Origin of the sequence: Sphingobacterium sp. HSC-15S19 (genome assembly GCF_050433745.1) — a bacterium.
In the GTDB taxonomy this organism is placed as follows: Bacteria; Bacteroidota; Bacteroidia; order Sphingobacteriales; family Sphingobacteriaceae; genus Sphingobacterium; species Sphingobacterium siyangense.
This window is the reverse complement of record NZ_JBNPWQ010000020.1, coordinates 1-24,351: the sequence shown is the minus strand read 5'-3', so window position 1 is coordinate 24,351 and position 24,351 is coordinate 1. Positions and strand designations below refer to the sequence as shown.

The window sequence follows — 24,351 nt, the reverse complement described above, 5'->3', positions numbered from 1 at the left end:
CTGTTATTTTTTTGCAATAATATAGATGGGATGGTAGGTTAGGGATACGCCCTCTTCTGTCCCATAGTGCGATGTATACTTATCACAGAAAGCCCGAAGTTTGCCTTTTGTCCACCGGTGATTTTTTATTCCCGTTACCCCTGTTTGTTTCAGGTGAACAAGAACTTGTAGTGGGCTTTCAAAGTTCAGTTTCAAATGTTCTTCTTGTGCAACGAGGATCTTATAATTCAACGCTAAAAGTTCTGCGATAAGTTCCGATTTGGATCGATAGGTTAGTCCAACATGTGCCGTTGCATTGACCTCGTGCATATTGTCATGTCCAAAAGTGCTGAAGGCAAGGATACCGGAATCCGGAAGGGATCCATAACAGCTTTCAAAGAAAGCGCGAGGATTGTTGAACCACTGAATCGTAGAACAGGACGCGATTAGATTGATGTCTTTGGGAAAAGCATGAGTTTCTGCATCAGCACAGATGAACGTGTGCGACGATGTCAAAATATCCATTACTTGGGGCATCATTTCTGGACAGATATCATTTAAAACCATTTTTTTTGGTTTGATATGCTGTAAGATTAACCGCGAAAAAAGCCCTGTTCCACAGCCAATTTCCAATACTTTTTGTGGTCTTAGCTGTATGTTCTCCTGCATCAACCTGATCATTTTTTTTGCTATTTCGTATTGGGCGATCGCTGCCGACTGATAGTTAGATGCCGCTTTAGCGAAACGGGACCTAATCCTTTGTTTGTCCATCATGATGATCATCTTAAAAGGTGCTTAAATAATTGTTCGGGATAATGAGTAGCATCGATTATCGTATATGCAGTACCGGGCCAGGCGCATTTTTGATTCTCTAAGTTGAAGATTCGATCTTCTTTGCCAATATATATCTGATGCCATTGGAATGCTGCTGCTGATTTTGCACCAGCTGTTTTTTCAATCGCGATGAGCTCTGAACGGAGGTCTTCGATGTCGCGTTGGGGGGCTCTTTCAAGAAAGTAGTTAAAAAGGGCCTTGGAACCACACATGCGTAATCTGAATTTTTCCAACGTTTTATTGCTCAGTGTATCCAATGTTCCTTTAAATAACTGGCTAGGAATTCCTTTTTCGTCATCTATTGGAAATGGTGTTCCATTGATTGCAGTACATGTGCTGATGGGGTAATTGCTGTTTTGAAGTTCGGGCAGTACCATTGATGCCGCCCATACCCCCATAGACCAGGCGAAAACCTCAATTTCCTGGTAACCTGCCAGTAGACTTTTGTCTAACAGTAAATCCGAATAACTATGGGCAACAATAAGATCTTTGCCGACTGGGGAATAGTGCAAAAAAGGATGTTCATCCATGCCCCAGCCTGCAAAGAATAACAGTAGTTTTTCGTTGGATTTTACCTGAAGATGCTGCCCTGGCAAGTTATCGACCGGAGTGACTCTTTTAGGAGCGATTCTTTTAAGTATCATAAGCTTGCTGCGAGTTGTTTGATCATGGACGATGTCATTGTTGCTGTCAATGAAATTCGGATTCTTGACGTTCCTTCTGGTACTGTGGGCGGGCGTATGGGAAGCACGTAAAATCCCTTTCGCTGCAGGTCTTCTGCTTTCAGTACCGTTTCCTTGTTATTACCGATAATGACCGGTAGAATATGACTCTCTGACGGACAATTAAAGCCTTTGGCAATTATGTGCTGTTTGAGCAATAGGCTATTTTTGTGCAGCTGTTGGCGCCGGTCTGTAAAGTCACTTAAGCGTTCCAAAATAAACACAGTCCATAATAGATTGATTGGAGGCAACGCTGTTGTAAAAAGTAGTGTACGTGCCTTATTGATCAAATAATTTCGGATTGGTTCCTTACATAGCAGGTAGCCACCAACCGATGCTAAAGCTTTTCCGAAAGTGCCTGTCAGGAAATCAATATCGGCAATACATTGCTGTTCTTCTGCGCAACCAAGTCCCTGTATTCCGCGTACCCCTACGGCGTGAGCTTCATCGACATAAAGTAAGGTATTGGGGAAACGTTGTTTTAGACTGACCAGATAGTTGAGGTCCGTGCAATCACCATCCATGCTAAAAATACTTTCTGTAACGATGATGACGCATGTGAAGCGATGGGCATATTTTGTCAATAATTGCGTTAAGTGCGTATAATCGGAATGCCGGTACCTGTAGCAGGCTGCATTGGATAGTCGGATGCCATCAATTAGGCTTGCGTGCACACCCTTATCGGCGAGAATTAATGTCTGTGTATCACAAACTGCAGGAAGTATGCCTACATTCATGTGGTAGCCGCTGTTAAAGACCAATGCACTCTCCGTACCGAACATTCGGCACAGCTTTGTTTCCAATTGCGTATAGCGTGCATGGTTTCCTGTGAGTAGACGCGAAGAGGAAGCGCTGAATACAGCATTATCCTTTGTCACCGAGTTTAGGAATTCTTGACGAAGTATCTGATCTGTCGCAAGTCCAAGATAATCGTTCGATGAGAGGTTGTAATGCTCTTTAACATGCTCCTGTGCTGTGTTATCCTGTTGTGTGATAAGGAGAAGTTTTCGTTTATTCCCTTGTTTTTCAAGGGCGAATAATTCATCTTCAATGCGCTGGATTAGACTATTTTCAATCATTGGACTGTGCTGATTACGGCTAGCAATGCCTGTGTTAACTTGTGAAGCTCACCTTCATTTATGATAAAAGGGGGCATGATATAAATCAGTTTTCCGAATGGCCTTACCCAAATTCCCTCTTCGATAAACCGCTGTTGTATGCTGGAGAGATCGACGGAGTTTTTCATCTCGATGACTGCAATTGCACCTAGAATTCTGAGCTCCTCGACTTGGGGCAGCGCTGTTGCAGCGCTAAGTTCCCGTCTCAATTGTTCTTCGATTAACGTTACTTTCGCTTTCCAGTCCGTTGCCAATAGTAATTTGATGGAAGCGTGGGCTACTGCGCAAGCCAAGGGGTTTGCCATAAAAGTTGGCCCGTGCATAAACGTACCTGGTGTACCGTTGGAGATTGTATTCGCAACATGATCTGAGGTGATCACGGCGGATAGCGTCATGTAGCCACCGGTCAAGGCTTTGCCGATACACATGATATCGGGCACTATTCCGGCATGCTCCCAGGCAAAGAGCTTGCCCGTGCGCCCAAATCCGGTAGCAATCTCATCAAAGATTAAAAGAAGTTGATTTTCTTTGCAGAGATGTGCTGCCTGACGCAAGTACTCCGGATGGTAAAAACGCATGCCACCGGCTCCCTGGACGATAGGTTCAAGGATGAGAGCGGCCAATTCGTCCTTGTGTGAGCAGATCAGGTCTGCCAAGGGTTGGATGTCATTGGCATCCCATTCTTGCTCAAACGCTATTTTTGGGGCAGGGGCAAAATAGCGTTTGGGTAAAGCATTGTCAAAGATGCGGTGCATGCCAGTAATGGGGTCACAGACCGACATCGCGTTCCAGGTATCACCATGGTACCCCGAACGAATCGTGACAAAGTTTTTCTTATTGGTCTTTTTTTGTGAGACCCAGTATTGAATAGCCATTTTAAGTGCAACTTCTACCGCAACAGAACCCGAATCGGCATAAAATATTTTGTTGAGTGAAGTAGGGGTGATGTCAAGTAGTATTTTACCGAGAGCAATTGCTGGTTCGTGCGTAAGTCCACCAAACATCATGTGTGACATGCTGCTGAGCTGTGCTGTGACCGCAGCGTTAAGGACGGGGTGATTGTAACCATGGATGGCGCACCACCAAGAGGACATACCATCTATAAGCTGCTGTCCATTTTCCAACTCGATTATACAACCATCTGCCCGTTTAACCTTGTAGGCAGGTAAGGGATTTGTCATGGTGGTATACGGATGCCATAGATGCTTTTTATCAAAATCATCGATAAGGTCGTGATGGTTGATTTCTTCTCTTTCCATGATGGTCTGCCGAATTATTTTTGTTATTTGTTTTGCTGCTTAGCGATATTGCGCTGGATTTTATGTTCGGGTCTTGACCATTTTGGTCTTTCACCAAGATCATGGTAATGCGCCATCTCAGTTGCGATGGTTTCGGGTTGATTTTTTTTCTCGAATGGCTGTTGTGGCACCAAACCTAATGTTTTAAACATGTCCATGTCTTCATTGACATCGGGATTGGGCGTGGTGAGGAGTTTGTCGCCTGAGAAAATCGAGTTAGCTCCTGCGAAAAAGCATAAAGCTTGCCCTTCTTTACTCATGTTGGTACGTCCTGCAGAAAGGCGAACTTGTGTGGTGGGCAATAAAATTCGGGCTGTAGCCACCATGCGTACCATTTCCCATATCGAAACTGTTTCCATGACTTCCATTGGAGTACCGCTTACAGGAACGAGCGCATTGATCGGTACCGATTCGGGTTGTGGAATGAGTGAAGCAAGTGTGATCAACATCGCGGCACGGTCGTCTATACTTTCTCCCATTCCAATAATACCACCACTACATACGGTTATGTTTGTTTTACGTACATTTTCGATCGTTTGAAGGCGATCATCATAGCTTCTGGTCGAGATAATTTCCTTATAGTAATCGGCAGAGGAATCGAGGTTGTGGTTGTAGGCGTATAGTCCAGCTTCTGAAAGGCGTTGTGCTTGGTTTTCGGTCAGCATTCCTAGCGTGCAGCAGACTTCCATGTCAAGTCTATTCAGTGTTCGGACCATATCAAGTACATGGTCAAACTCAGGGCCATCTTTAACATTGCGCCAGGCGGCCCCCATACAGATCCTTGAGCTACCTCCAGCTTTGGCTGCCAGTGCCTGCTCTGTTACCTGCTCTAAGCTCATCAAGCCTTCCGCTTTTACATTCGTATGGTAACGTGCAGCCTGGGGACAATAGGCACAGTCTTCGGGGCACCCACCTGTTTTTATTGATATCAATGTGGACACTTGTACTTTGTTGGGGTCGTGATATTTCCGATGTATTGATGCCGCATCATAAAGCAGGTCCATTATTGGTTTGTTGTATAAAGCGACAACTTCTTCCTGCGTCCATTTTGGTTTTGTTTCCATATTAATGCTAAGTTTTTATGCTAAAATCAAATCTATTTTACTTAATGACCATTCGGATTTCGTAATTCAATGCGATTATTTTTTCATGATGATTGCAAAGATTATAGTTTAAATGATAACTTTGGTAGTCCGAAATAAACATAATGAGTAGTCCGGTTAGTATAGGTTTTCATTCCATTATTAAGATAGATCGCCGGAAGGAAGATGCCATCTATCTACAGATCGTTTATCAATTTATCCATGCTGTCAAGCGAAATCTATTGGAAGAAGGGGATCTGTTGCCCGGAAGCCGGAAAATTGCTGAAGAACTGAACGTGCACCGAAAAACCATTGTAGCCGCTTTAGCGGAATTGCAGGAACAGGGCTGGGTGAAAATTTTGGCTAATCGCGGGACTTTTGTGAAAAATCCCGAGCTTATCGGTACTTCCGGGTCGGCGATTGAAGCATTTAGACAGCCACCTGATTTTGCACCTTACTTTTTTAGAAAGGAACTCATATTGGATATGCCTATTTCAGAGGTTCCCGAAAGGTACTATTTTACGGATGGAACACCGGATTATAATGTCATTGGAGCGGAGGAACTGGTGCGTTTTTATGCATCCATGGTGAAACGGAAAAAGAAAAGTGATGATTTTCCGACGACGACTGAAGGAAATTTGTTTTTTAGGGATCAGTTAAGCTATTATCTGAATTTAACAAGAGGGTTTCATCTTTCCCGGAATTTCGTGTTGCCGATTGCCAGCCGGGAACAGATTTTTTCAATTTTATCCCGATTATTGATCCGGCCCGACGATATTGTATTGGTAGAAAATTTAAGTTATTTTTTACCTAACATGATCTTTAGTCAAGCTGGGGCCAAGCTAAAAACCATTCCCGTAGATGCGGAGGGGATGATTGTAGATAAGATCGGAGACCAATTTAGACCCGGAGAAATCAGGTGTGTTTACCTCAATACCAGGTGTCAGTATCCAACGACGGTTAACCTTTCCGAGCGAAGGAAAATTCAACTGTTACAGTTGGCCGAGCAGTATAACTTTATCATTATTGAGGATGATGTGGATTTTGAGTCTTCCTTTTTTAAGGAGAAAGGTGAATCACTTTTCCGGAAAAATGGCGGCAACCGTGTGATTTATACAGGTGCTTTCGGTAGTTTCTTTGACCCTGGTTTCCAAATGAATTTTTTGATCGCACCTCAGGATCTGTTGGAAGAGGGAAAAAAGTATTTGAACATCTTCGGAAAGCCGAATTTTATGATCGAGAAGACATTGGGCGAGATTATCCACCAGGGTGATATCTTTCGGTATCAGCGTAAATTTCAGAAAACAATTGCAGAGCGAAAAGAATTGTTTGCACAATTGCTGTTACGGCATTTTGAAGATAAAATCAGATTTGACGTCCCGGCTTCGGGACTGGCTTTTTGGATACAGTTTAATACAGTTGTTTCGCTGACAGCCTTGCAGGAGAAAGTGCGGTCGCAGGGACTGTTGTTGCCGAGTAATTGCCTTTATCAAAATAAAACGGTCACTGCATTGCGGTTGGGGTTTGCTCATCTTGACGAACAAAGTATGGTGGCGGCAATTTCTTTGTTGCGTGCAGCTTATGCCGATTTGGTCGAAAATATCGACTAGCTGCTTTGCAGTATATGGGTCAATTTGTTTTTGGCTTCTTGGTGGGGACCACAGAAATCCACAAAGTATCTGTGCTGCCATTGTTTACTTTTGGTAGCCTGTTTGTTTGTTGGGATGCTCCAATCTGGATAAATACGGAATCCGCGTTTGCCCATTTGAGAACCCGCTGTGAGGATTGTATGTTCAACTAACGCCTGTTTTGGAAAGACAAATAGGCCGCAATGCTGTTCCTGTTCAACCGAAATAAGATAATAATCGAAATGATCATCTGCAGTAAAAGGTATGGTCTGGCCATCGGTGTTGCGTTTCCAGAGTGCAACGAATAATCCTACTTTTTTTGGTGTTATCTTGGCCTTTCTAAATTTGAAGTGTTTGTTGCCCAGTTGAAAATTAACACCATAATAGGCCCTACCTGTTTGATCTTGTGATAGGTTAGAGCAATGGAGCATAAGTATGCTTTCGAGTTGATCTATCGCTTTCCTGATCATATGATCGGCGATCTGTGGGGTTGCCTGATCGTTAAGATTCATGTTGGGGGGTATAGATTAACTGAACAACTCCCGATTTGAATGTGACGCTTTGAACAAGTTTTAGGGATAGTCGTTCAGGTAAGTTTTCGAATAAAGGCTTGCCACTTCCCAGGGCAATAGGGTGAACGGAAATGCGATAGACGTCAACAAGGTTAGCTTGAATGAATGTTTTAATTAGACGCGCTCCACCATATAGCCAAATATCCTTTCCGGGCTGTGCTTTTATTTCCTGAACTTGTTTTGCGATGTCAGTCTGGATGAAAGTAGCGTTTTCATCTTGCCTTGCCTGACTAGAAAAAACATATTTTTTCTTCGCATGGACATTTTTCCAAAGATTTATTTCTGTTTCATCGGCCGTAGCGTGCGGCTGGAAATTACCCCAGGCATCATAGCTCACGCGGCCATAAAAGATGGTATCGATCGAAGCCAAAAAGCCATCGAAATCCATGTCATCATCCATAATACACCAGTCAACCTCTCCCTGTGAACCCTCAATAAAGCCATCTAGGGTCATGGCCAGATCCAATATTATCTTTCTCATGTGTGTGTTATTTGCTTTAAACCTGTTGCTTGTGTTCCCGTAAAATAGGAGCTGGGTTAGCTCAATATCGGATTGTCAGGATAACATAAAGATAGGGAAATAATAAGTTTTGGCCAAATTGGTGAAGAACGGAGCAAAGAAAAAGCCCAGCAAAGAATGTCTGGGCTTTGAGATTATATAAGGGGAATAATACTTGCTAAAAAAGTGAAGACCTAGTCTTCATCGGTGATAATATCATCACCATCTAATTCGAAACCTTCACCAAGGAAGGTATTCTCTAGTTCGAATAAATCTGAATCTTTAATCATTTTACTATTTTTTTGATATTCAAAGTTATCACCCTTATTTAAGCTAATCGTCAATATAAAATGAAGTTTGTGTTAAGCGATATTGTTATATTTTTTTGAGTACAACATCTAATTTTTCTGCCTGGATGATTCGGCTGAAAAACTCTTTTAAATCAAAATACTCTTCCGGCATAAACAAGGGTTTGTTTAATTGTGTTGCAGATTCTATTATCAGAACGTCCGGTGTTGTATTATTGATTTTGAAGATATACCGTGCCGCACGTTCAGGAAGAGCCATACTGATATTTTTTAACTTTCCTTCCGTTGGATATGCATAGCCTTTTGGTAGTTTGATTTCAATGTAGCACTCTTCTTGGACTAAAGAACCAAAGTCGATTGGGTAATTCCGCTCCGTTAGGTTGAAGGGGTTCTTGGACATTTTGGTGTCAATATAAGGATTGAATAGAAGTTGGTCATTTTGTAGGGTTGCAAAATTCTTAATCTCAATTTCAAACTCCTCCGTTAGTGGTTTGTCAAGAGATTCCCGATTCGATACTTTAAAACTGTTGATTTTGATGCGATTGTTTTCTTCATCTATTTTTTCATAGAATTCTTCTTCAGAATTACTTCCTTGAAGGCGCTCACGCATTTTGGAAGCGCCATAACCGTTACGTGAGGTAATCCATTTTCCTTTTAATGCACCATCTTCCGACAGTTCACCATAGAAGAAATTACTATAACTAGATGAAAGATTTGCCTCGAGTTTTACCCAGTCAGATTCGCCTTCGAGGGGAATTGATCTTCCCTGAAAATTGACACATTTCATCGGGATATTTCCAAACATCTCATAGGGAGAGGTTGCATCGAGCAGGTAGTAGTTTTCACCTATTTTTACCCGGGCAATAACGTGATTGAACTCTGATATCGCTGGTGCATAGAGTCCTGCATAGCCATTCTCACGTGTCGATAAAATAACAGGGATGGCATCTAGCTTCGCATAACGTAGGGCATTGACCAGTCCAAGGTTAATATCGGCGCTATTGCCTGTTCTTTTTTCGATGGCTTCTTTGATATTTTTTGCGTAGATTGAATGGCGGTTATTCCATTTTATTTGTTTCTGAAAATAGGTATACAGCCGTACCGCTTTTTCCAGATCATCTTTTGAATCCTGCAAGACGGGTTCTATGAATTCCTTCAGTGCCGTTTTTCGCTTTACTTGTCCACCAAAACTTTCGTCCTGTACGAGTTTATCCCTGACATTTTCCCACGTGAGCGAGAAGTCTTTTGTCGGTCCCATTGGAATGCTGTACCGACCAAGTTCGAAGAAAATGATTGATCTAAAATTTTTAGAAGAAGTCATGTAATCTTCGGTATGGAAAGCCGGGATATTTTCCATGGTATAAATGGTTTTATTGCCTAAGACTTCTCCAACTTGAGAATTTAGCCCCGTGTTGTAATTTTCAACCTTTCGGTCACTGACGGCTAATCCCCCCTTTAAATTGGCTTTATAATGAAAAACTTCGGGAATACGGGTGACGTATTGGCTATAAAGTTTCGGGAGATCTTCCTGAAATTCCCAAGCATTTAGGTTAAAGATAAATGGAGATTCTGTACGGTAACGGTATTCAATAATTGTACCTTCTTGGACCTGCGGAATGGCCGCTTTTGTTACCGCATAGTTTTCTGAGGCGTTTTCGTTAAAAATATTCGCTTTCGTCATCTCTGTTTCCACGACCTTATCACCGACGAGGTGATAGGATGCTCCCTTGATGTCCATAAGGACTTCGCGTTCGTTCCCACTTTTATATAAAGGGATGCTGAAATTAGCGTAATCATAAGCTTCCTTATTTAATATTTTAATGCGGACGTGTCTGAAAAATTGAACAACCGGACCTTTGTTTTTATCATAACTAACTTCGGCTGATCCATATTCACGTAAGACAAAGGCATTTGCTGCTGTATCTATTTTGTCAACAGTAATGGCAAAATCTTCCTTTTTTATTTTACCGAACGAAAAATCTTGTGCTTGTAGGGATATACCACTAAGCAAGAGGAGGCCAGTGAAAAAACTTTTCATAAAAAATGACTGTATGGTTAAGAATTATAACACTAAAGTATGAAATAATTTTACATCCAAACCCTTATAAATAAAATTGATTGAAAAGATAAATGGATCGATAAATTTCGACTGCTTATTTGTCCAGATAGCGAGATAAACTTGTGTTGTAGTCTGATGAGATGCGTAAAGATAGCGTATTTACAAGGTGAATTCGAAGCTTAACGTGACATAGCGGTAGTCTTCGCCTCTCCATTTTGGTCCCGAAAGTAGGATTTCTTTGGCTTTGGCATCGAGGTAATCATTTGCACTTTGGAGAACGCTGATATTTGTTGGGAATCCATCTTTATCGATATAGAAGCTTAAACGGACAGTGCCCTCATAACGGCTTTTAGCTGTTTTTTTCTTGATGTAATTGTTGAACGATCTCCAGCCCCAGATCGGTTCGGCACTTTTTGATTTGCGTGAAGACATCGTTGTGACGACGACTTCATCAAGTGTGGCGCCGGAAGGTTGCAGTTTGATCGTTGTATTTTTGCTGCGACGCATATTCAATGCAACCGAGTTGTAGCCCAGCGCCATGATGTCGACGAGTGAATCCATTGTACTGGGTTGGATGGTCGCTTGTCCCTGTGCGTCGGTATTCGTAGCAAACTTGCTATTGGGTTGAATGATTGTCACTCCCGAAATAGGTAAGCCCGTCTCTTTGTCCCGAATCGTAAGTTGTAGCGGTGTACCTTGTTGTTGTGGGATCGAAATACCTGGAGCCCTGCCTGCAAGTGCATTGTTTAAACTTGAGGTTCCTCGAATCATAATCGTTTGGGAAGCATCTTTTTTCTTTGCCATTGGCGCATAACCGATAACAATTGTACTGTCTGTAGGTCTTAATCCAAATACAGGGCGATCATTATTGAGACCTTCCTTCATTTCTTCCAGTGATTTTACACGTAGGGAGGGTTCCTGGGATAAAACGGTCACCTCTTCCAGTGGGTGCTGTTCATGAAGCCGCGGTCTGTTATTATCTGCTAATTGTGGCGAATGATCTTGAGATCCTATTTTTGATGCAATATCATCTGAAGGAATGATAGAATCTGCTGCTGTAACCTTTGTTTTGGGTTTTTCCTGTGTAACACTTACTTCAGCGGTACGCCTCGCTTCGGATGAATTTTTGTCCTGTTGACGGTAAAGAAGAAGACCAACCCCCAACACGATCACTGCTGCTGCAGCGATGCTAAGTCTCTTCCAATCAAAGACCTTTATTTTAGCGGAATTGTCTTTTTCAATACGTTGCGCAATTTGGTTGTTGATTGTTGTAATTACGGTTTTATTCTGATCCATTTCAATACCTATAAGAATATCCGCCAACATGGGGTCACGTTGCGCCTCCCGTTCAAGCGCATACATCTCCGTAGGAGATAGTTCGCCGTTGACGTATTTCTTTAAGTATGCTATGTCGTAATTACTGTTGCTCATTCCAAGCCTCCATGCAATTTTTTAAATTCCGTTTTCCATTCTGAATATAGCTTTTTACTTCGTTCAAGCTATAACCGGTAGATTCACTAATCTCTTTGTAACATTTTTCCTCCAAAAAGAAGAGTCTAACCGACTGTTGCTGTTTGTCTGGTAATTTTCCCAGACAGCCTTCCATGGCTGTTAGCTGTTCTTCTTTTTCATCATATTGTTCATACTGATGCATGTCTCCCGGAAATTTCACAAATTCATCCAAAGAAATTTGAGTTTTGTTCTTTTGAGACCTCAAATACATCAGACAATGGTTCTTGCTTAATACATAAAGCCACCTTGGGAAGTCCTTGATTTCTTGTTTGTTGACTTTGTGTATTAATTCTTCAAAGATATTCATGACAGCATCTTTACTCAATTCGGAATCTTGGAGATACCGTAAGCAAACATAGTATACCATCTCCGTATGTCGTTGGTATAGATCACCCAATACCTGGAGCTCCTTAGACTCCTGGTAGTGCAGCAAGAGCTCGTGGTCTTGTGCTGTATCTATTTTTGACGACTTGAATGCGAACATTTTATTGGTTAAAAATATTTTTTTTTTCTGGTTTATGGAAATTTAATATTTGAGGCATCCCTTGGCAAAAATGTAAAAGATATGAGAGCAATACTTTTTGTAATAGGCTTGTTGCTATCCTTAGGCGGATATGCCAAGCAAGGATATGAGGTTAGGGGGAAGGTTGTCGATGCGAATACAGGAATGGCAATTGTGGGGGTACAGGTGAACAATGCTGCAACCAAAGCACATGTGCAGACCGATGACAAGGGAAACTATCGTATTCAAGTCCTTGATGGTAAAAACATCTTGATTTTTAGTTATATCGGATATCTTGAGCAGCGGATAGCGGTCAACCATCGGTCAAAGGTTGATGTGGCGTTGGTGCAGCAAAATAATGCGCTGGATGAGGTTGTGGTGACCGGATATGAGCACAAGGCGAAGCGTCAGACGGCATCGGTGATGAATGTTAATGCAGCTTTGTCTGGGCAAGTATCGGGTTTGTATATTAGAGGAACGGCGTATGTGCCTAATCAGAACCAAGAATCTTATCAAAAGTTGAAGGAAAATAGCTTTATCAATCCACGTAAAGAGCCTTTATCGACCTTTGCAGCCGATGTTGATGCTGCTTCCTATAGTAATGTGCGTCGATTTATCAATTCGGGAACTCTGCCTGAAAAAGACGCAGTACGGGTTGAAGAGATGATCAATTACTTTCAGTATCAAGTGGCTGGACCTAAAAATGGTGAACCTGTAAATATCGTCACCGAATTGACGAAGGCACCCTGGAATACAACGCATCAGCTTATGCGCGTCACGTTAAAGGCGAAAGATATTCCGACGGAGAATCTTAAAGCTTCCAATTTGGTGTTTTTGATCGATGTGTCGGGATCAATGATGGGACCGGGGCGTCTACCTTTGGTGAAAGCTTCGCTGAAAATGTTGGTCGATCAGCTTCGCGCTGTGGACCATGTAGCCATTGTGACCTATGCTGGATCGGCAGGGGTAAAACTGGAGAGTACGCCCGGTGATGAAAAGATGAAAATAAAATCGGCTATTGAGGAGCTGGAAGCCGGTGGAAGTACTGCTGGTGCTGCAGGAATTAAGAAGGCCTATGAAATTGCGAAGCAACAATTTATCAAAGGAGGAAACAACCGGATCATTTTGGCTAGTGACGGCGATTTCAATGTTGGGGAGAGTAGTGACGAATCGATGGAAGAATTAATTTCCAAAGAAAGTAAATCGGGGGTTTTCCTCACAGTATTGGGGTATGGCATGGGAAATCTGAAGGACAGTAAGATGGAAATCCTTGCCGACAAAGGGCATGGGAATTATGCCTATATAGACAATATTTCTGAAGCACGAAAAGCGATGGTAACCGAATTTGGGGGAACTTTGTTTACCGTTGCTAAAGATGTCAAGATTCAGGTCGAATTTAATCCCAGTTATGTGCAGGCATACCGTTTAGTGGGATACGAAAATCGCTTGTTGGAGGCTGAGGATTTTAATAATGATCAAAAGATAGGTGGTGATATGGGGGTAGGACATGTGGTGACAGCCTTATATGAAATTGTACCTGTCGGTGTAGCGTCGGGGGGGATCGGAACGGTAGATCCCTTAAAGTATCAGCAGCAAGCGGATCAGGCAGCTGGACGGAGAAATGCTGAACTGGCAACAGTTAAATTTCGGTATAAGGAGCCTGAAGGGGAGAAAAGCAAGTTGCAGCAAAAGGTGGTCGGAACTTTTGTGACGGAATTGAACAGTGTGAGTGAAGATTTACGATTCGTAACCGCGGTAGCGGAACTAGGTCTATTACTTCGTGATTCTGATTTTAAGCAAAAGGCCAATTTTGATCAGCTCATAGCGCGAGCAAAAGCTTCTAAAGGCAAAGATGAGGAAGGTTATCGCGCTGAATTTATCCGTATTGCGGAAAATGCCCGGGATTTATCGAGATCGAAAGAATAAATAAAAATGACTAAATAAGGATTTTCAGTAGCAGCAATCGAAATGCTGCTGCTGGAAATAGTTTAGTTTGTGGAACAATAGCCAAAAAAGTAAATAAAATCTATATTTTTAGATCATCAATAAAAGGAACGTATTTTGCTTCTGCTGATTGTCGTTACGTGATATTTGGTAAGTAAGTACAATCCGAGCGATACGTTGTTGCGGTGTATGGAAATAAAAAATGCTAGATAAATGAAGAATTTTTTCTTGTGCTTTCTTTTGGCTATTGGTATTACAGTACCATCGGTAGCCCAAAATGCGAGCTTGAATAAACAACAGACCATGTCTTATATTAATAAGCTATATAAGGTTGCTTACCATTATAAGGATACAAAAATTGATACGGTGACGGTAGACGGGAAGGTGTTAACAGTCTTTCTTTCCAGTGGCCAGCATTTTCGAAGTGATATTGCCAAATCAGATGTACTTGTCATCGCAAGAGTAAAATCAGGTTATCAAATTCGATTTAAGTCCTCGCCAAGTACGGATGAAATTTTATGGGCAATCCAAACGGAAGAAGATGCCAAACGTCTGAAAAATGCGTTGGAGCATCTGATTAAAATCGTAAAAACCGAAAAAAAGACAGATCCTTTTGGCAGTTAAGTCATATAGACGGGCTGATACGATAGGTAATAGAATGTTCGGCAAGGTATGAGCTTGCCGAACTGAATAGAGAAAGTAGTAGGGCTTGCACATGGATATGTGTTGAGGATTGCTGAGGGGGTAACCAAATGCCTACTAGATATAAAGACGATTGGCTTCATGGCCGAAATTGATGTGGCTGTTGAAACCATCGATTGTAAATCACATCGTTTATACTAATTTAAGGTGTTTACATGAATTCAGGGTTAAAATGTTGTTATCTTATTGTAATTAAGTGTGTTGTGTACTTGTTTTCGAGTGACCTTATTTCTCCTTTTGATGAATTTATTTCCCAGGAGCACCTTCATCCTCTTTCCAAGCTTATATTTCCGAGATAGCTGCTATTCATGCTTCGATTAGTCCCGTCAGCTGCAATAAAACCTAGATATAGATGATATGTATCACTTTGGGTTAGGTTCGGTATTTGAATAGATTCTTGTAAATCCATAATGTAATTATTAAGTAAAACACCTTGTGAAGCGTTTATTGGATTCTCAGGAATGAGAAGTACCAAGGTTCGGAAATCTGTCAGATCGTCATGCAATAGTTTTTCGGAGTTTTTAAGTTCCCAAGTGATATGGATAGTTTCGTTCAACAATTGAAATGTTGCCCCTGTAATCTCTTCGTCCAACCCTCGGCTTAGGGCAATCTTTTCATAATCGATATGAAAACCTTCATCGTCTTTTTGCATGGCATGGTGAAGGTTGTAGGACATTGCAGCATTATAAGCTGTCATATTCTTGGTGTAGGTTGAAAAGCCGAGCCGTATGACTTTCGTGTAAGGGCTTAAGAATTGTTGCATAAGTCCAAATTTGTTTCGGTTGTTTACTTCCTTTTCAGAAAGTGCTCTTTTTTTATTCACTCTCGGAAGAGATCTAACATAATTGATCTCTTTCCACTTACAAAAAACTACTGGTCCCACTTTGCCTGAGGGAGGACCGTTTACACCCTGTGTTACATTTGCCATAATATCAAATTAAATGTGTAGGGCTACTAACACAGAACGAATAGATAAGTTTAGTTTAATACATGGAATAATTGTAAATAACATGTTACATGATAGGGGACTAATAGGCAGTTAAGACGGCTTTATCCGAATGAGGTCCCTATAAGGTCCCTATAAAGTCCCTATCAAATCCCTTTTAGAGAATTATTTTTTTGAGATGAGATCGCTTGTTGCTTACTTAATGGTTTGCACAAAAAAAGCAGATCCGAGGAGTGATCTGCTTTGACTGATATATATTAGAAGTTGGCTGCTGCGTTAACCTAGTAGTACGGTAAATAGTGGGATCACATATTTTGGGGCCCGTTCGTTTTGTTACAGCTTTTGGAAATATTTTTAGAGCTTATTATGGTTATTGGTAGGTAGGGGCATTCTACCTAACATGTTAGATGTCTGCGAAAAAATCCTTATTTTTACCGATAAAATCACATCGAATTGACACATCAGGAAAAGTCGAGCCAGATTAGGAGGGAAATAAATCTTTCCTATCAACAGCTTAAAGGAATGTACCCCATCTTAAAAAGTCAGAACAGTATCGGAATGGCCATATTTGCACTAGCGATCCTGGCGATTGTTGTTGTATCGATAGCTTGGTCTCGCGCTCTTGTTCCGGCTTGGCTTATGATTGTCAGTAATGCCTTTTTTATGGGTGTTTTACATGAAATAGAACATGATCTGATTCATTGGCTTTATTTTAAAAGACAAAAAGTGGTTCATCATTTTATGCTTTTTAGTGTATGGATATTACGCCCACTGACTGTCAATCCCTGGATACGCAGGACCTTGCATCATCATCATCATAAATTTTCGGGTACATTACATGATGTTGAGGAACGCAGTGTGACGAATGGCGAGCAGTGGTCGATCAAACGTTTGGTAACAACGGCCGATGTTGTATTGGGCGGGCTCTTTCGGCTGCATCGTATGTTTAATGATATGGACAAAGAGGTGAAAAATGGGAATCTAAAATTGGAGACTTCTTCAAAACTAAAACGGATTATGTTTTTAAGCATTGTTCCAGTGACTATTTTTGCACATGTGATCTTATATTTCTTCTTTGCAGACCTATTATTTGATTGGTTAAGAGTGGTTTTTGGAGTGAATTTGAGTTTTACACACTATGTTGATAACATGTTGATAAGTTTGCGTTGGATCATTTATGTTATTCTATTACCAAACTTATTACGCCAATTTTGTTTACATTTTATTACGTCAAACATGCATTATTTTGGCGATGTCGAAGCTGGAAATGTTATTGAGCAAACGCAGGTATTGACAGTTTGGTGGACTTTTCCGATGCAATTGTTTTGTTTCTTTTTTGGCTGGACACATAGCATCCATCATTTTGTTGTCAATGAAACATTTTACGTACGTCATATGGGTCGTAAGAAAGCACAAGAAATCTTACGGAAGTATGGGGTTCGTTTTAATGATTTGGGAACATTTAGAAGGGCAAACCGTTTTCGTGAACTTTCCAACAAAAAAGTTTAATAATTTTTTTACCTTTTTTTACGATAGGTTTTATAGTTACCGTGCTGCTGATAGACAAGAGTTCCTTCTTCACAATAGTTTGATAGGTAAACAGAGAATTTATTGCTTTGGCTCTTGTCAATACCCAATTGGACCAATACCTCCGAAACACGTCGTGCTGAGTAGAAAAAATCCGAATGATAGACGAGGTCATCCAGTTTTTTGCTTAGCGTGATTCTTTCCTGTGCATCGGGAGGTAGGGAGTAAGGAGAATTAAAGACAATATCATGCTGAAAAAATATCGTTGGTTGAATTTCCAGGCTACGACATAGGGTTAAAAAATTTGTGAGCGTTAAGTCTTTTCCCTTTTCTATGCCATTGAGTGTTCCTGTTGAAATGCCCGTTAGATGGGATAGATCCCGCAATGAATAATATAGATCATTTCGTTTCGCGCGAAAGCGTAAACCAATTGTTTCCAGTAATGCTTTGTCTTCATCCGTCATACAACGAATTGAATGACAATTTGCGCAAAATATAGTTTATTATTTTATTTAAAAATTTGTGTTTGTTGTTTTTTGTTTTATATTTGTTTTAACAGATATTTTTAATCTGGAATAAGGTATGTTTCGTGAAAGTCTATATTGGTTTAAATATCGGATAGGAATAAATCTTTCTCTCGATTAGTAAATAGACTCTACGTCACCGTCCTGTGTAAAATAACCAAAATGATCATTCATCATATAAACATGGGCAAATGAAAAACAAAATAATTTAAGAGCATAGTGTCATTTGGCCTGGCTTCGGTTTCCAAGAATCCGTCAAGTTCCACCGGAGCTAAGGTAAATGGCATAGCACGTCAGCACGATGGCCAGTTCTATGGTCAGTTTCTACCAGATCGTGTATGGCGAAACAAGTCGGCTTGCCCAGCTTCGGTTTCCAAGAATCCGTCAAGTTCCGCCGGAGCTGTGGTGAGTTGCATATTATCGTCCACTCATAAAATAATAAATCAGATAAAATACGATCAATACACAGACTGCGATGATAAGTGTACGTTTTAAATTTCGTCCAGCGGGTTCATCATCTTTTTCCTCAATGGCAACCTCAGGTAATTTCTCCTCCTGTTTTTGGTCGTTATGCTCGGGGATGTCATATTTATTTTCCATGATTCAATTTGTTTGTTATCATAAGTAGAACAGCGGTGGACTGTAAATCGTTGAGTTAGGCCAATTTTTAATTCATATAAAAGACCTGTTTTGTGGCACTGAGCGCGCGATGTGAATAAATAAAACGGTAAAGCATTGTGTTTTTTCGAGTATTTGCATACATTGCGGCTATATTTAACGCGATAAACCTAAACAACCTGTAAACGCTGCGTTTACAAATAATTTTGCGTTGAACGAAGTCTATAATAAATAATTGAGCACTAAATGAAAAGAAGAACTCTTATCGGAACATTGGTAGCTGGATGTATGATGTTGGCTGTTAATCCAACATTTGCACAACAGAAAGCTGCAAAAAAGGAAATTGGTCTACAGTTATATTCTGTACGTGAAGAAATCGGGAAAAACCCGAATTTCGACCAGATTCTACAAAAGATCTCAGCATTGGGTTATACAGGAGTAGAAGCCGCTGGATACAAGGATGGTAAATTATATAACCTGAGCCCACAAGAGTTTAAGGCAAAAGTAGAAAAAGCTGGAATGAAAGTAATTTCATCACACGCAACGAAGACTTTATCAGAAAAGGAGCTTGCCTCTGGAGATTTTACGGAATCGCTAAAATGGTGGGACGAATGTATTGCTACACATAAGGCAGCGGGAATGAAATATATTGTTACGCCGTGGATGGATGTGCCTAAAACACTTAAGGATCTGGAAACGCAATGTCGCTACCTTGATGCTGTGGGTGCGAAATGCCGTCAGCAAGGAATCGTATACGGATACCACAACCACTCGCATGAGTTTAGAAAAGTGGAAGATAAAGTGATGTACGATTATATGATAGAGCATACAAATCCTGAGCATGTATTTTTTGAGATGGATGTGTATTGGGCCGTAATGGGACAAGTTAGTCCTGTTGATTATTTCAATAAATATGCCGGCAGATTCAAGGCTTTGCACATTAAGGATCATCGTGAGATTGGTCAAAGTGGTATGGTCGGTTTTGATGCAATTTTTAACAATTCAAAAGTTGCTGGCCTGCAATATATTTTTGTTGAGCTGGAAGAAACACGTAACGATATTTACACCGGTTTACAACAAAGCATTGATTATCTAAAAAAAGCTTCTTTTGTAAAGGCTAGCTACTTAAAATAGCCCGAAATCGGGAGAAAATTGACCCAGTTGAGACAATTCTCCGTTTGATAGATTTATTATTTTTCGTTAACTTGAATGTAATAAAAAGGGATTTTTTATTGAATTAAATTAGACCATATGAAACGGATTATTGTTGCCACAGACTATGCTGAAGAGGCCGAACATGCCTTAAAGTTTATTATGGAAGTTTTCGCAGGAAAAGAATACGAGCTCGTTTTATTTTCTCTTCAAAATCCTTCCATCCATGCGATGAACGCTCGACTTTCTCCCGATTCTATGTTCAAGATTTTTGAACATCAAAGTAAGGTTTTACGACGTAAAGCCGAGGCTATTACTGCCGAAAGTGGTGTTTTGACTATTCCTTATCTGGCAGCAGGCTTGTTTTATGATCAGATTACCAAGTGCATCCATGAGACGAATGCCGATTTGTTGGTGATGGGAATGGCCAAACGTTCCTTTGACCAAGATATGCTTGGCAATACGACCACGGCAGCCATTAGTAAGTTAAAAATACCAATCCTTTCAGTTCCGCTTGGCGCAAAATTTACGGGTTTGGAGCATATTCTTTTTGCCTGTGATATTGTTCGTGGTGTGCAAAAGGAAATTCTTGAAAAAGTAAAGGATTTTGCAGCTGAATTTGATGCGGTATTAGAGGTTCTCAACATTCGTAAGACAGTGGAGCAGCTAAATGAGGAAAAAGGAAAAGAAACACGGGAAACCATCAACGACGTGATGGGAATCGTAAGTTATTACTACAAAAATGTAACGTCCAATGAGGTCGTAAAAGCTATCCGGGACGAGGTAAAAGAAAGCAGTACGGATCTGTTGGTTATGATCCCCTATAGGTACGGTTTTTGGAGCTCATTGACCCATCGAAGTAAGACGCGTATGATGGCCTCGGGGCTGGATGTTCCTTTGCTGACAATCTCGATCTAATTCTTTTTAACTATAAAAGCCCAGGTGAGCTGAGATCAACTGGGCTTTATCTTGATTGTACTTATTGAAATAGCGGGAGTATCTTATCCCAAATTTGCTGGTAGGCTTTATTGTTCCGGACGATTCCCTTATCTTCATCATAATAATTAGGTGCGTCAAAACTCCCGCCTTTACGCCTTTGTATTGAAAATATATTTAGAACTATTTTTGATCTTTTAGCTTGTAAAGGGCTGATCAGGAAGTTGAAAATTAATTTTTCTCCTTCTTTATTGCTTAGGAGATTATTGTTTTCAAGATATGTACTGGTTTGAATAAATCCCGAAGGCCGATCGAGCTGTACAATAAAATAACCACCATCCTGAAGCACTTGTATTATCTTGCTGTATGCCGAATCACTTGCGATCGGGATAGTTTTAGTACGGTCTGGATTTTGTGCCAACAGGGGGCTGGAAAAAATAAATACATAAGCAATCAACATCAAGGAGAATTGGATTAAATGTTTCATATTACCGAATTATAGATCTTATCAAGTTAATACTTTAATTTAACAATTTTATTTTTGGCGACAGCTTAGGTAGTCATGCTATTATTTAATTCGTATACCTAATATTTTTAGACTACGTTCTTCCTGATCTAAGGTTGCTATATTGGGTAGGTTAGCCCATTCCGTGAAACCCATTTTTTCAAATAATGCAATGCTTGGAAGATTGTGTGCAAAGATAAATCCCAATAAGGTATGTACGCCTAAATCTGGAGCTTTATCAATGCAGTACTGGAGAATCTGTTTACCCAGGCCTCGACCACGCTGCTGTTCATCCAAATAGATACTGATTTCTACTGTTGCGTCATAAGCTGGACGACCATAGAAAGATTGAAAACTTACCCAACCAAGTATCTGGTTATTTTCATCTTCTATCAGCCACAGAGGTCTTTTCGAAGCGTTATGTTCGTCAAACCATTTTTGTCTACTGGTAACAGATACCGGGGCAGTGTCTGCAGTAACCATGCGGGAGGCTATTGTAGAGTTGTATATTTCTACTATGCGTGGTAAATCATGTTGTGCTGCGTCGCGAAATTTTAATTGATTCATGGTTTGTACTGTTTAATTGTTGTTTGGACGACTCTGATATGCTGCCCGAAGATAGCTTGTGTTGCGAATAGCAAGCAGATAAAAAGAATGAATTTCATGGCGATCGGCTATGTATTAAATCTGTTTTTGTCAAACTTAGATAAATTGCTTTTTATATGCAATACAATTACCCTTCATAAAGGTAACAATTCATACATGTGAGACATTTCTTGTTGTGCTTCTGGCTGGTTTATATCGATCACAGGGGTAAATTACACGATTTCTGTGTTTTATGAGTAAAATTTACACTAATTTGAACAAATATTTCACTATATAGTGTTATTTTTTTCTCATCTTAGATCATTCAACGAAGAGACATCAGCGTTATTGATGATAGATCTTAGCGAAATAGCTTGTCTTTTCGTTTAGTTATACAGGAACTTTTCTAAGCAGGAATTTTTCACCGAGTTCCGGTCGCCATAAAATCACTAAAAAATTAGCTAAGAAGGATCTAGGGAAGAGATTGGCTAGCAGCTATGCTGTTAGCTACTTTTTTGAATACAACGAATCAATTATGAACGCATTGCAAGCTGTACCTAAAATCCGAATCCGTTCAATGGATGTTATGCGTGGTTTCACGCTGTTCTTGATGCTATTTGTCAATGACTTGTTTATTCCAGGTGTACCTAAATGGCTGGTTCATTCGGAAGCAGAAGAGGACGGAATGGGATTGGCGGATTGGGTATTTCCGGGATTTCTTTTTATGGTTGGAATGGCAGTGCCTTATGCTGTTGCGGCCAGGGAAAAGATGGGTTCATCGACAAAGGTCATTTTTGTTCATATTCTGTTCAGAACATTGAGTTTATTGCTTATTGGTGTATTGATATTGAATGGTTCGCGAGTTGATCCACAGCTGACGGGGATGTCACATTTGTTGTGGTTGGCACTGCTATATGTATTCGTTTTTCTGATTTGGAATCATTATCCGAAGGACATGCAATATCAGTCCATTTATAAGGGGCTGCGTGCAGTTGGTATCATGGGGATCATTTATCTCCTGTATATTTTCAAAGCGTCGGATGGAAAAGGCTTGGAAGTAGGGTGGTGGGGGATTTTAGGGCTGATTGGATGGGGATATTTTGCCGCGGCTTCTATTTTCTTATTGAGCAGGGGAAAGATAATTGTGGTTGTATGTGGTTGGTTGCTGTTTTTGGTACTCAATATGCTGAGCCAAATGGGATTTAAAGTTGAATTCCCTGGTGCCGGAAGATATTTACATGTTCTTCTAGCTGGCAATATACCCTGTATTGTGCTGTCCGGAACAACCATAGGGATGCTTATGAAACGTTATGCGGCAAATCCGCGGATATTGTTGCGTTTTTTGCTGATTATTGGTTTGATTTGGCTAGTTGCAGGTTTTGTATTGCGTTTTTGGTTTATTTTATCCAAAATCCATGGTACGCCGAGCTGGGCATTGGTTTGTTGCGGGATTAGCGTATTGCTTTTGATACCACTTTATTATTTCATTGATGTGAAAGGCTACCATCGCGGGATAAGATTGTTTGAGGAGGCCGGAAAGAACTCATTAACGACCTATCTTGCTCCTGATCTGATCTACTTTGTCTGTTGGGGTTTTCATCTTCCACTGTTCTTTTATAAGCAATCGGATTATATGAGCTTAGCTATTGCCGGTTCATTGTTTTGGGCTTTAGCCATGTTGTGGTATGCAATCTTGCTAAAGAAGCTACATATTTATCTGAAACTTTAGTTAGCGAGTAAGCATCAAATGTGAATGCTTTACGGATTATATTTTAGGACGATCAATATCATCTAGAAACAAAATAAGAAGCTATTATGGAATGTAAATTGAAATCAATATTTAGTCAGACCTTCACTGTTCTGTTATTGACTTTATTGTTGTATCCTAGTGTAAGTTGTGCACGAGCGAAAAACAAAAAAGTTGTTATCGCCTATGTCACTTCCTGGTCTAAAGTGATGCCTGATCCGACTTATCTGACGCATATCAATTATGCTTTTGCACATGTCAGCGACAGCTTTGACGGCCTACGTATAGATAATGAATCCAGATTGAAGGCTATTACGGATCTTAAGAAAACACATCCACATCTCAAGGTATTGCTGTCCGTTGGCGGCTGGGGAAGCGGTCGGTTTAGCGAAATGGCTGCTAATGAATCTAATCGGCAAAAGTTTGCCAAAGACTGCTGGCGTGTGATGAGGGCGTTTAATCTTGATGGTATTGATATCGACTGGGAATATCCAACGAATTCTTCTGCAGGGATCTCGTCTTCTTTAGCGGATACGGAGAATTTCACCTTGCTCATGCACGATATCCGCAAGGCTATTGGTAAGAAGAAACTGTTGACTTTGGCTTCTGTTGCGAACGGTAAGTATATTGCTTTTGACAAGATTAAGAATGATGTGGATTTTGTGAATATTATGACTTATGATTCGGGTCATCCGCCTTATCATCACGCGAGTTTGCACCGTTCACCTTTATCTGGACATACAACTTGTGTGGAGGCCGTTAAGGCTCATATCGAAGGCGGTATGCCTGTTGAAAAATTGGTGCTGGGAATTCCATTCTATGGTCGAGGTAATAAAACTGAAGTCAAGGGTTTTATCGATTATAAAGATCTGCTTTCACTTCAGGGCTTTGAGCAGAAATGGGACGATGAGGCTAAAGCGCATTATCTTGTCAACGATAAAGGGGATTTTGTACTGACTGGATATACTTGAACAAGCTGACCCCTCAAAATTGAATTAGAATTAGGGATGCGTAGTGCGTTTAAAGCTGTTATTCAACTGCCATACTGGCTG

The 24,351-nt window shown here is 40.6% G+C and carries 23 protein-coding genes; 8 read left to right on the top strand and 15 right to left on the bottom strand.

The features are described from left to right. Positions 1–3 precede the first annotated feature (3 nt). Genes bioC through bioB form a run of 5 tightly spaced genes read right to left on the bottom strand, consistent with a single transcriptional unit; the run spans position 4 to position 5,015 of the window. Complete coding sequence (gene bioC / locus L1283_RS16780; RefSeq protein WP_157698574.1) at positions 4–753, bottom strand: malonyl-ACP O-methyltransferase BioC; 750 nt, start codon at positions 751–753, stop codon at positions 4–6. A gap of 5 nt (positions 754–758) precedes the next feature. Further along, the gene (locus L1283_RS16775) at positions 759–1,457 is read right to left on the bottom strand and encodes a pimeloyl-ACP methyl esterase BioG family protein (RefSeq protein WP_088162855.1); all 699 of its coding nucleotides are present in this window, start codon (positions 1,455–1,457) and stop codon (positions 759–761) included. After that, positions 1,454–2,614, bottom strand: a complete 1,161-nt coding sequence (locus L1283_RS16770; RefSeq protein WP_088162854.1) for an 8-amino-7-oxononanoate synthase — start codon at positions 2,612–2,614, stop codon at positions 1,454–1,456. Before L1283_RS16770 ends, L1283_RS16775 begins: the two co-directional genes overlap by 4 nt. After that, on the bottom strand, positions 2,611–3,912 hold the full coding sequence (bioA, locus tag L1283_RS16765) for an adenosylmethionine--8-amino-7-oxononanoate transaminase (RefSeq protein ID WP_232475609.1): 1,302 nt from the start codon (positions 3,910–3,912) through the stop codon (positions 2,611–2,613). The genes L1283_RS16770 and bioA overlap by 4 nt, the downstream gene beginning before the upstream one ends. A gap of 23 nt (positions 3,913–3,935) precedes the next feature. Then, a complete protein-coding gene (gene bioB / locus L1283_RS16760) occupies positions 3,936–5,015 on the bottom strand; it encodes a biotin synthase BioB (RefSeq protein WP_088162853.1) in 1,080 nt (359 codons plus the stop codon). 143 nt (positions 5,016–5,158) lie between these two features. On the opposite strand from bioB, the gene L1283_RS16755 reads away from it, so the two are divergent. Then, positions 5,159–6,643, top strand: a complete 1,485-nt coding sequence (locus tag L1283_RS16755) for a PLP-dependent aminotransferase family protein (protein ID WP_088162852.1) — start codon at positions 5,159–5,161, stop codon at positions 6,641–6,643. On the opposite strand, the gene L1283_RS16750 is transcribed toward L1283_RS16755, so the two are convergent. The 5 genes from L1283_RS16750 to L1283_RS16730 form a co-directional block, all read right to left on the bottom strand. Beyond that, on the bottom strand, positions 6,640–7,173 hold the full coding sequence (locus L1283_RS16750) for a MepB family protein (RefSeq protein ID WP_088162851.1): 534 nt from the start codon (positions 7,171–7,173) through the stop codon (positions 6,640–6,642). The two genes, L1283_RS16755 and L1283_RS16750, sit on opposite strands and share 4 nt — an antisense overlap. Then, positions 7,163–7,714, bottom strand: a complete 552-nt coding sequence (locus tag L1283_RS16745) for a dihydrofolate reductase family protein (protein ID WP_088162850.1) — start codon at positions 7,712–7,714, stop codon at positions 7,163–7,165. The genes L1283_RS16750 and L1283_RS16745 overlap by 11 nt, the downstream gene beginning before the upstream one ends. Positions 7,715–8,107: 393 nt before the next feature. Beyond that, positions 8,108–10,078 (bottom strand): DUF3857 domain-containing protein, encoded by a 1,971-nt coding sequence (locus L1283_RS16740; protein WP_088162849.1) that lies wholly within the window; start codon positions 10,076–10,078, stop codon positions 8,108–8,110. Positions 10,079–10,258: 180 nt separating this feature from the next. After that, complete coding sequence (locus tag L1283_RS16735; RefSeq protein WP_145328304.1) at positions 10,259–11,530, bottom strand: carboxypeptidase-like regulatory domain-containing protein; 1,272 nt, start codon at positions 11,528–11,530, stop codon at positions 10,259–10,261. Beyond that, a complete protein-coding gene (locus L1283_RS16730) occupies positions 11,517–12,095 on the bottom strand; it encodes an RNA polymerase sigma factor (RefSeq protein WP_075994067.1) in 579 nt (192 codons plus the stop codon). Before L1283_RS16730 ends, L1283_RS16735 begins: the two co-directional genes overlap by 14 nt. Positions 12,096–12,176: 81 nt before the next feature. Between L1283_RS16730 and L1283_RS16725 the strand changes: the two genes are divergently transcribed. Both L1283_RS16725 and L1283_RS16720 read left to right on the top strand, forming a co-directional pair. After that, positions 12,177–14,039 carry a vWA domain-containing protein gene (locus L1283_RS16725; protein WP_286851191.1) on the top strand — a complete coding sequence of 621 codons (1,863 nt, stop codon included), beginning with the start codon at positions 12,177–12,179 and terminating at the stop codon, positions 14,037–14,039. A gap of 231 nt (positions 14,040–14,270) precedes the next feature. Next, complete coding sequence (locus L1283_RS16720) at positions 14,271–14,681, top strand: hypothetical protein (protein WP_145328302.1); 411 nt, start codon at positions 14,271–14,273, stop codon at positions 14,679–14,681. 343 nt (positions 14,682–15,024) lie between these two features. Here L1283_RS16720 and L1283_RS16715 read toward each other — a convergent pair whose 3' ends face one another. Next, positions 15,025–15,687 carry a DUF6266 family protein gene (locus L1283_RS16715; RefSeq protein ID WP_286851192.1) on the bottom strand — a complete coding sequence of 221 codons (663 nt, stop codon included), beginning with the start codon at positions 15,685–15,687 and terminating at the stop codon, positions 15,025–15,027. A 471-nt stretch (positions 15,688–16,158) separates the two neighbouring features. On the opposite strand from L1283_RS16715, the gene L1283_RS16710 reads away from it, so the two are divergent. Beyond that, positions 16,159–17,214 carry a fatty acid desaturase gene (locus L1283_RS16710; RefSeq protein WP_286851194.1) on the top strand — a complete coding sequence of 352 codons (1,056 nt, stop codon included), beginning with the start codon at positions 16,159–16,161 and terminating at the stop codon, positions 17,212–17,214. 8 nt (positions 17,215–17,222) lie between these two features. Here L1283_RS16710 and L1283_RS16705 read toward each other — a convergent pair whose 3' ends face one another. Together L1283_RS16705 and L1283_RS16700 are read right to left on the bottom strand one after the other, a co-directional pair. After that, entirely contained in the window at positions 17,223–17,696 is a 474-nt protein-coding gene (locus L1283_RS16705; RefSeq protein ID WP_075994063.1) for a helix-turn-helix domain-containing protein, read from the bottom strand. 477 nt (positions 17,697–18,173) lie between these two features. Next, a complete protein-coding gene (locus L1283_RS16700; protein ID WP_088162842.1) occupies positions 18,174–18,356 on the bottom strand; it encodes a hypothetical protein in 183 nt (60 codons plus the stop codon). A gap of 264 nt (positions 18,357–18,620) precedes the next feature. On the opposite strand from L1283_RS16700, the gene L1283_RS16695 reads away from it, so the two are divergent. Then, on the top strand, positions 18,621–19,508 hold the full coding sequence (locus tag L1283_RS16695; RefSeq protein WP_088162841.1) for a sugar phosphate isomerase/epimerase family protein: 888 nt from the start codon (positions 18,621–18,623) through the stop codon (positions 19,506–19,508). A 117-nt stretch (positions 19,509–19,625) separates the two neighbouring features. Beyond that, positions 19,626–20,444 carry a universal stress protein gene (locus L1283_RS16690; protein WP_088162840.1) on the top strand — a complete coding sequence of 273 codons (819 nt, stop codon included), beginning with the start codon at positions 19,626–19,628 and terminating at the stop codon, positions 20,442–20,444. A 61-nt stretch (positions 20,445–20,505) separates the two neighbouring features. Here L1283_RS16690 and L1283_RS16685 read toward each other — a convergent pair whose 3' ends face one another. Together L1283_RS16685 and L1283_RS16680 are read right to left on the bottom strand one after the other, a co-directional pair. Continuing rightward, a complete protein-coding gene (locus L1283_RS16685) occupies positions 20,506–20,949 on the bottom strand; it encodes a hypothetical protein (RefSeq protein ID WP_157626209.1) in 444 nt (147 codons plus the stop codon). An 81-nt stretch (positions 20,950–21,030) separates the two neighbouring features. After that, complete coding sequence (locus tag L1283_RS16680; RefSeq protein WP_088162839.1) at positions 21,031–21,534, bottom strand: GNAT family N-acetyltransferase; 504 nt, start codon at positions 21,532–21,534, stop codon at positions 21,031–21,033. Positions 21,535–22,087: 553 nt separating this feature from the next. Here L1283_RS16680 and L1283_RS16675 point away from each other — a divergent pair. After that, the gene (locus L1283_RS16675) at positions 22,088–23,281 is read left to right on the top strand and encodes a DUF5009 domain-containing protein (RefSeq protein ID WP_286851195.1); all 1,194 of its coding nucleotides are present in this window, start codon (positions 22,088–22,090) and stop codon (positions 23,279–23,281) included. A gap of 86 nt (positions 23,282–23,367) precedes the next feature. Continuing rightward, positions 23,368–24,270 (top strand): glycoside hydrolase family 18 protein, encoded by a 903-nt coding sequence (locus tag L1283_RS16670; RefSeq protein ID WP_429626350.1) that lies wholly within the window; start codon positions 23,368–23,370, stop codon positions 24,268–24,270. Positions 24,271–24,351 lie beyond the last annotated feature (81 nt).

What these genes read in the sequence shown, in the direction of transcription:
- bioC (WP_157698574.1), bottom strand. Translation starts at nt 753, where the DNA reads ATGATGGACAAACAAAGGATTAGGTCCCGTTTCGCTAAAGCGGCATCT.
- L1283_RS16775 (WP_088162855.1), bottom strand. Translation starts at nt 1,457, where the DNA reads ATGATACTTAAAAGAATCGCTCCTAAAAGAGTCACTCCGGTCGATAAC.
- L1283_RS16770 (WP_088162854.1), bottom strand. Translation starts at nt 2,614, where the DNA reads ATGATTGAAAATAGTCTAATCCAGCGCATTGAAGATGAATTATTCGCC.
- bioA (WP_232475609.1), bottom strand. Translation starts at nt 3,912, where the DNA reads ATGGAAAGAGAAGAAATCAACCATCACGACCTTATCGATGATTTTGAT.
- bioB (WP_088162853.1), bottom strand. Translation starts at nt 5,015, where the DNA reads ATGGAAACAAAACCAAAATGGACGCAGGAAGAAGTTGTCGCTTTATAC.
- L1283_RS16755 (WP_088162852.1), top strand. Translation starts at nt 5,159, where the DNA reads ATGAGTAGTCCGGTTAGTATAGGTTTTCATTCCATTATTAAGATAGAT.
- L1283_RS16750 (WP_088162851.1), bottom strand. Translation starts at nt 7,173, where the DNA reads ATGAATCTTAACGATCAGGCAACCCCACAGATCGCCGATCATATGATC.
- L1283_RS16745 (WP_088162850.1), bottom strand. Translation starts at nt 7,714, where the DNA reads ATGAGAAAGATAATATTGGATCTGGCCATGACCCTAGATGGCTTTATT.
- L1283_RS16740 (WP_088162849.1), bottom strand. Translation starts at nt 10,078, where the DNA reads ATGAAAAGTTTTTTCACTGGCCTCCTCTTGCTTAGTGGTATATCCCTA.
- L1283_RS16735 (WP_145328304.1), bottom strand. Translation starts at nt 11,530, where the DNA reads ATGAGCAACAGTAATTACGACATAGCATACTTAAAGAAATACGTCAAC.
- L1283_RS16730 (WP_075994067.1), bottom strand. Translation starts at nt 12,095, where the DNA reads ATGTTCGCATTCAAGTCGTCAAAAATAGATACAGCACAAGACCACGAG.
- L1283_RS16725 (WP_286851191.1), top strand. Translation starts at nt 12,177, where the DNA reads ATGAGAGCAATACTTTTTGTAATAGGCTTGTTGCTATCCTTAGGCGGA.
- L1283_RS16720 (WP_145328302.1), top strand. Translation starts at nt 14,271, where the DNA reads ATGAAGAATTTTTTCTTGTGCTTTCTTTTGGCTATTGGTATTACAGTA.
- L1283_RS16715 (WP_286851192.1), bottom strand. Translation starts at nt 15,687, where the DNA reads ATGGCAAATGTAACACAGGGTGTAAACGGTCCTCCCTCAGGCAAAGTG.
- L1283_RS16705 (WP_075994063.1), bottom strand. Translation starts at nt 17,696, where the DNA reads ATGACGGATGAAGACAAAGCATTACTGGAAACAATTGGTTTACGCTTT.
- L1283_RS16700 (WP_088162842.1), bottom strand. Translation starts at nt 18,356, where the DNA reads ATGGAAAATAAATATGACATCCCCGAGCATAACGACCAAAAACAGGAG.
- L1283_RS16695 (WP_088162841.1), top strand. Translation starts at nt 18,621, where the DNA reads ATGAAAAGAAGAACTCTTATCGGAACATTGGTAGCTGGATGTATGATG.
- L1283_RS16690 (WP_088162840.1), top strand. Translation starts at nt 19,626, where the DNA reads ATGAAACGGATTATTGTTGCCACAGACTATGCTGAAGAGGCCGAACAT.
- L1283_RS16685 (WP_157626209.1), bottom strand. Translation starts at nt 20,949, where the DNA reads ATGAAACATTTAATCCAATTCTCCTTGATGTTGATTGCTTATGTATTT.
- L1283_RS16680 (WP_088162839.1), bottom strand. Translation starts at nt 21,534, where the DNA reads ATGAATCAATTAAAATTTCGCGACGCAGCACAACATGATTTACCACGC.
- L1283_RS16675 (WP_286851195.1), top strand. Translation starts at nt 22,088, where the DNA reads ATGAACGCATTGCAAGCTGTACCTAAAATCCGAATCCGTTCAATGGAT.
- L1283_RS16670 (WP_429626350.1), top strand. Translation starts at nt 23,368, where the DNA reads ATGGAATGTAAATTGAAATCAATATTTAGTCAGACCTTCACTGTTCTG.